Annotated in this window: 6 protein-coding genes; 5 read left to right on the top strand and 1 reads right to left on the bottom strand. The window is 39.5% G+C overall.

What is annotated here, in order from left to right; all coding sequences use genetic code 11:
* The first annotated feature begins 181 nt into the window (after positions 1-181).
* The 5 genes from AC1TO8_RS14070 to AC1TO8_RS14090 all read left to right on the top strand — a co-directional run bounded on the left by AC1TO8_RS14070 (position 182) and on the right by AC1TO8_RS14090 (position 6,662).
* Complete coding sequence (locus AC1TO8_RS14070; RefSeq protein ID WP_482056245.1) at positions 182-1,381, top strand: MFS transporter; 1,200 nt, start codon at positions 182-184, stop codon at positions 1,379-1,381.
* A gap of 928 nt (positions 1,382-2,309) precedes the next feature.
* Positions 2,310-2,645, top strand: coding sequence for an ArsR/SmtB family transcription factor (locus AC1TO8_RS14075; protein WP_482056246.1), 336 nt, complete (start codon positions 2,310-2,312; stop codon positions 2,643-2,645).
* A 204-nt stretch (positions 2,646-2,849) separates the two neighbouring features.
* Positions 2,850-3,800 carry a cation diffusion facilitator family transporter gene (locus AC1TO8_RS14080; protein ID WP_482056247.1) on the top strand — a complete coding sequence of 317 codons (951 nt, stop codon included), beginning with the start codon at positions 2,850-2,852 and terminating at the stop codon, positions 3,798-3,800.
* 163 nt (positions 3,801-3,963) lie between these two features.
* Positions 3,964-4,170, top strand: coding sequence for a copper chaperone CopZ (gene copZ, locus AC1TO8_RS14085; RefSeq protein WP_482056266.1), 207 nt, complete (start codon positions 3,964-3,966; stop codon positions 4,168-4,170).
* A gap of 80 nt (positions 4,171-4,250) precedes the next feature.
* Entirely contained in the window at positions 4,251-6,662 is a 2,412-nt protein-coding gene (locus AC1TO8_RS14090; protein WP_482056248.1) for a heavy metal translocating P-type ATPase, read from the top strand.
* An 81-nt stretch (positions 6,663-6,743) separates the two neighbouring features.
* Here the strand turns inward: AC1TO8_RS14090 and AC1TO8_RS14095 are convergent.
* On the bottom strand, positions 6,744-7,169 hold a 426-nt coding region (locus tag AC1TO8_RS14095; RefSeq protein ID WP_482056249.1), incomplete at its 5' end, for an RNA-guided endonuclease TnpB family protein.

Raw genomic sequence — 7,169 nt, forward strand, 5'->3', positions numbered from 1 at the left:
ATTATGAACCCAAGCGCTTGTTGTTTGCTGTCTTACCGTTCATTAGTTTCACCACCTCGTAAGGATTATAACAAATATATAGACCATAAAGGAGCGATAACATGAACGAATCAACTAAAAGTAACTCTACATATTTTTTGAAAATAAGGGAAGGATAAGTTTTTAAGGGGGCTTATATACGATGGGTAAAGAAAAAATTAAATTATGGACAAGCCAATATTTAATTATTATATTATTGTCTTTAGTAATGTTTTCTTCTTTTTATATGATTACAGCGGGTTTCCCAATTTTTGTATCAACCATTAGTGATAATCCTGCGATTGCAGGAATCATGACGACGACCTTAATGTTAGCATCACTAATTACGCGCTTCTTTGCAAGTGTGATTATCCAAAAAGTTAATATGAAATTGCTCCTCATTATTTCCCTCCTTTATTTTTTGGGCACAATCGGTCTTACATTTGTAAACGACTCCGTCGTATTTTTAATATTCATTAGAGCACTGCAAGGTGTTGGATTTTGTATGCTTACGAGTTTAGTCTTTACGATATCAAGTAATATTGTTCCTAAATCTCGGTTAGGTGAGGGCATTGTTTTTTTCGCAATGTCTACAAGCGTTGGGACGACACTTGGGCCGCTAATCGCTATTTCTTATCTTGCAAATTATTCATTCCGGTCGATGATGATGTTAACTCTGGGCCTTATGTTTGTTGCATTTCTGTGCAGTTTTTTCACAAAAAATACGGTTAAAAAAGAAAGAGAAAGTCCACAGGCGACAAAAAAGGAACCTTTCTATAAGTACATGTTCGATAAACGTATCCTTCTTCCAAGTATTTTAGTAGCTTTCAATTACATGGCACTTGCTGGAACTGTCAACTTTATGGGGGCGTTTGGTAAAGAAATCAATGTTGGCGGAAGAATTTCACAGTTTTTTATCGCACAAGGAATTACAATGATATTAATTCGTGCTTTCTCTGGTAAAATTTTCGATCGATTCGGTCACAGAGTTCTTATTATTCCTGGCGCCATTTCAGGGGCAGTAGGTTTGATCTTATTAGGCTTCTCAACTAGTATGTGGATGGTTCTCGTTTCAGGGGGGTTATTCGGAATCGCTTTTGCGGTGATCCATCCAATTATCCAAGCTTGGGCATTAACTCTTGTTCCACCCGAGAAAAAAGCAACAGCCAATTCTATGCTTCTTATTTTTATAGATTTTGGTTTGGCCATTGGATCAGTAGGACTTGGTTTCTTAGCAAAAAGTATTGGGTACGGCATGACTTTTAGTTGTTCGTCAGCTTTTATGATTGTTATTTTGTTATTGTATCTAATTGGGAGAAAGAAAACGGTACCATTAGAAGCTAATAAGAAAAAATCATCCTGAACGAAACATACTAGCATACGAACGGGATAAACCATAACATACTGGGGCTGTACCATTGTCAACATTGACATTTGGGGCAGCCCCTACTTGACTGAAGCACTTCGTTAGTCATGGGAGAATGAAGCACGGGCGACTTTCTGCAGATAAAATCTATGTTCTTATGCGGTTTGATATTAGAACTTCATATCCGCTATGATTGAGAAAGGGGGCTGGTTATGGGAAATATGTATTCTAGTGACATAGAAGGTATAACGGATTTCCCTCTTATGGTAATGGGGATTTCCGGGAACCTGCGCTTGAGGTTCACTTGGTAGATGGGGAGTCCTTTTCTTGTATTAGTTCTCGAAGTACACATGCCTGGCCAGAAACTCCAAATCCTGCTGTCTGTAAGCTAGAGGACTGACCCCAAAATAGGAACGGAACACCTTTCCGAAATAACTGGCATTATCATCGGTTTCTTAAGGTGTTTTTCCATTGATAAAATCCATTGAAAAACTTTTGCTGTTATAACTTGCAAATCCCTATCTGCATGAACCTGCACATCTTTAAAAATACTCCACAATAAATCAATCGGAACGGATTCCTGAGGGAGCTGGATAACTGGACCGGAATGCGCGATGAGCTGATCCCAGAGTGGAATCGCTCAGACTGATGAGATAGCCGATTCTTTTAAAAGATACTGTTAATTAAAATCAGCTACTTACTAAGCTTTGATATCGATAGTACCACCCAAATTGGGTTGCACGGCATGTTTAAATTATTTTGGGCCAGTCCAATGGGTACCCCCCTACACTATGCGAAGTGTGTAAAAAGATTCAATTCTACAAATGTAAGTTGACAATGAGTAGATAAATGAATTAATGTATATATGAGCACATGTTCATATATCGATATAACAAACAATCTATTACTGGAGGTGAATCCTACAATGAACGAGGATATGAATAAAGGTGAAACGAACGTTAGTAAAGAGGGGCATTTAGACGAAGAAACATTATTTGTTGTGTCACAAACATTTAAAGCGTTGAGTGATCCAACAAGAATACGTATATTAAACTTATTATGTTCAGATGAGCATTCCGTTAATGATATCGCAGAAATTTTAAATTTAAGTCAATCCACCGTATCACATCAATTACGTTTCTTAAAAAACTTACGACTCGTTAAGTTTAGAAGAGAAGGTACGACGTTATATTATTCGAGAGATGATGATCACGTTATGAATCTGTTAGTACAAGCGATTGAACATGCGACGCATAATTAGATATAAGTGAGAGTTCAAAAAGTCGACTTTTCAGCACCGAGAAGATTGGATGAAGATAGGGAGTGAGGAGCGGAGTGTAGGCAGTACCTACGTGAGCACCGGAAGGACCGGCTGAATTCAATCTTCGATGTCGAATACACCTCTTGAGATGCTTCGTGATCAAAAGATGACTTTTTGAACTTCCTCTAATAAAGGAGAATTTATATGGGACACAATCATGGGCATGACCACGATCACACGCATGGTGCCAATAAAAAGGTATTATTGATCTCATTCATCATCATTACAGGTTATATGATCGTTGAAGTCATTGGTGGTTTTTTAATAAATAGTCTTGCCCTCTTATCAGATGCTGGGCATATGCTAAGTGACTCGATCGCATTAGCCATCGCTTTAGTTGCATTTATATTAGGAGAAAAAGTAGCGAGTCATAGTAAGACATTTGGTTATAAACGATTTGAGATTTTAGCAGCTGTGTTAAATGGAGTTACATTAATTGTGATTGCACTATTTATTTTTTATGAAGCGATTAAACGCTTTGCGAACCCACCTGAAGTTGCAACCACAGGGATGCTTATTGTTAGTGTCATTGGATTATTGGTCAACATTGTTGTAGCGTGGATTATGATGCGTGGTGGCGATACTGAGGATAATTTAAATATGCGTGGGGCATACTTACATGTACTAAGTGATATGCTTGGCTCTGTTGGTGCCATTGCGGCTGCATTACTAATCATGTTCTTTGGTTGGGGGTGGGCAGATCCACTTGCGAGTGTCATTGTTGCGATTCTCGTATTAAGAAGTGGTTACTATGTAACGAAGGCAGCGATTCATGTATTGATGGAAGGAACGCCATCCAATGTTGATGTCAGCGATGTGATACAGACCATTGAACAAACAAAAGGCATTCAAAGCATCCATGATTTACATATTTGGACGATTTCGAGTGGACTAAATGCCCTTTCTTGCCATGCTGTTGTTGATGATGGGCTTACCATTGCCGAAAGTGAAAAGTTGTTACGTAAGATAGAACATGAACTTGAACATAAAGGGATTACGCATGTGACGATCCAACTGGAGACAGCGGCACATAAACATGACGAATCGATCCTTTGTACGATAAAAAACGAACCGGCACATGATCACGATCATTAAGAATCATGTTTCATTAAAATGGATAAGAGCGTGACGCATATATTTTTTGTAAGAGTAAATCTTCTAGTTTACATACCCTAGGTGGGTATGGTATGATTAATTTAAGTTAGCAGAACGAACGATGAAAATTGAAAGAATACTTTATTTGAAGGAGATCATAATGATGCAGAATGTAACATTAAACGTACAAGGTATGTCTTGTGGACATTGCGTTAAATCCGTAGAAGAAAACGTAGGTAAATTAGCGGGTGTTGAACAAGTAAAGGTAAACTTAGCGGAAGCCCAAGTAGATATAGCATTTGATGAAGCGCAAGTGACACTAGAACAAATTAAAGAAACAATCGAAGAACAAGGTTATGACTTAGCATAAATAAACGGAGTGCTCTAGTAGCACTCTATTATTTTCAAAAATATATACCCCATGGGGGTATTGTGAAGGTGGCTAGTAACATGAGTGTAGAAGTTAAAGAAGCTAATCTACAAATTACAGGGATGACGTGTGCAGCGTGTGCAATACGTATTGAGAAGGGTCTGAATAAAATGGATGGTGTTGAACAAGCCAATGTCAATCTAGCGCTTGAGAAGTCATCGATTAAATATGATCCGACGAAACTTAGTGAAGCGGATTTCGAGAAGAAAATTGAGGCACTTGGTTATGGTGTTGTGAAACAACAAACAGAGCTAGACATTACAGGGATGACGTGTGCAGCGTGTGCCATACGTATTGAAAAAGGGTTAAACAAAATCGAAGGAGTCTCATCTGCAAACGTCAACTTAGCACTTGAAAAAGCAACGATTAAATTCAATCCATCCGAAGTAGCCATTGCAGAGATCATTGCGAAAGTTGAAAAGTTAGGTTTTGGTGCGCATCAAAAAGTGGATGAGCAGGAAACGGTGGATCATCGTGAAAAAGCAATCCAAACACAAAAGCGTAAATTTATAATATCAGCCATTTTATCATTACCATTACTTTGGACGATGGTAGCACATTTTTCATTTACATCGTTCCTTTATCTGCCGGATATCTTAATGAATCCATGGCTACAAATGGCGCTCGCAACACCTGTACAATTCATTGTCGGGAAACAGTTCTACGTCGGTGCATACAAAGCATTACGAAATGGAAGTGCCAACATGGACGTACTCGTTGTTATGGGTACATCCGCAGCATACTTTTACAGTGTATACCAAGCGCTGATCACGATGGGGTCAAGTCATGCGCCACATCTTTATTTTGAAACAAGTGCGGTACTAATTACGCTCATTATTCTAGGTAAACTATTTGAAGCAAAAGCAAAAGGTCGTTCATCAGAAGCGATTAAAAAATTAATGGGCTTACAAGCAAAAACGGCGATCGTTATACGTGACGGGGTTGAAAAGGAAATTCCATTAGAAGAGGTTATCATTGGTGACACCGTTTTAGTGAAACCGGGTGAAAAGATTCCCGTTGATGGTGAAGTGTTAAGCGGAAATACAGCGGTAGATGAATCGATGTTAACAGGGGAAAGCCTTCCCGTTGATAAGAAACAAGGTGACATATTATACGGTTCAACAATTAACAAGAACGGCTTCATACAAATGAAAACAACTAAAGTTGGTCGTGATACAGCATTAGCACAAATCATTAAGGTTGTAGAAGATGCGCAAGGTTCGAAAGCACCGATCCAGCGTTTAGCGGATCAAATTTCAGGTATTTTTGTACCTATCGTTGTAGGGATTGCGGTTGTCACATTCTTCATTTGGTTTCTATGGGTCAAACCAGGTGAATTTACACCAGCGTTAGAAGTGTTAATTGCCGTACTTGTGATTGCATGTCCATGTGCGCTTGGTCTTGCAACTCCAACGTCGATTATGGCAGGCTCTGGTCGTGCAGCTGAATTTGGAGTTTTGTTCAAAGGTGGCGAGCATTTAGAGCAGACACAAAGTATTGATATCGTTGTTGTTGATAAAACAGGTACAGTGACACATGGCAAACCAGTATTAACCAATGTGGTTATAGCAGATGGGCAAGATGAGAAACATTTCTTATCCCTTATCGGTGCAGCAGAGAAACAATCTGAACATCCATTAGCAGAAGCTATTGTTCAAGGTATCCAAGATAAAGGAATTGAACTAGGCAATGTTCAATTGTTCGAAGCGATTCCTGGTTACGGAATACAAGCAACGGTATCTGGTCAAAGTGTCGTTATTGGGACGCGTAAATTAATGCAACAATATGGTATTGATGTTTCAAATGTGTTATCAAAGATGGAACAACTCGAAGAAAACGGTAAAACAGCGATGCTGGCTGCGATTGATGGGCAGTACGCAGGTCTAGTGGCCGTTGCAGATACAATTAAAGAAACATCAAAGGAAGCTATTCGCCGCCTGAAAGACATGGGGATTACGGTCATTATGATGACAGGTGATAACCAACGAACAGCAACAGCCATTGGTACTGAGGTTGGTGTTGATCACATTATTGCCGAAGTCCTTCCTGAAGGCAAAGCGGAAGAAGTGAAGAAACTACAAGCAACGGGTAAAAAAGTGGCGATGGTCGGTGATGGTATCAATGACGCTCCAGCTCTTGCAACAGCGAATATTGGGATGGCGATTGGTACTGGGACTGACGTAGCGATGGAAGCTGCCGATATTACACTGATTCGTGGTGACTTAAACAGCATTGCCGATGCGATCATGATGAGTCGTAAAACGATGCGCAATATCAAACAAAATTTATTCTGGGCGTTTGCCTATAATATTATTGGTATTCCGATCGCCGCAATGGGGCTACTTGCACCTTGGGTTGCAGGTGCAGCGATGGCATTCAGTTCGGTATCCGTTGTATTAAATGCACTACGATTACAACGCGTGAAGTTTTGAACTACTCACCACTTAACCGACCTTACGGTCTGTTTAAAGTGGGAGATTCCTAAGAACACCAACCTAACGGTTGGTTTTTGATTAGGCGATCCCCGTCATTCCAACGGTTAGAAGTCTTATGGCTTCATTTTTAATATTGATTCCTGCGTTAATATCTCTTTGATGATGGGTATGGCACTCTGGGCAGTCCCATTCACGTAGTCTGAGATTTTTAACGTCTATGTTTTTGTAGCCACAACTTGAGCAGAGCTGGCTCGAAGGAAAGTTTCTAGCAACGGTAACGACTTGTTTTCCCGACCATTTCGCTTTGTATTCAATCATACTCTTGAATTGTGACCATGATACGTCGCTGATGGCTTTAGCTAGATTGTGATTTTTAAGCATATTTGATACCGACAAATCTTCCATCCCAATCATGTCGTGGTTTTTGACAATTTCGGTTGAAATCTTGTCTAAGTAATCTTTTCGTGCATTGGTAATCTTCTCATGAATACGAGCTACTTTTAT

Source organism: Paenibacillus sp. Y859 (assembly GCF_056786405.1).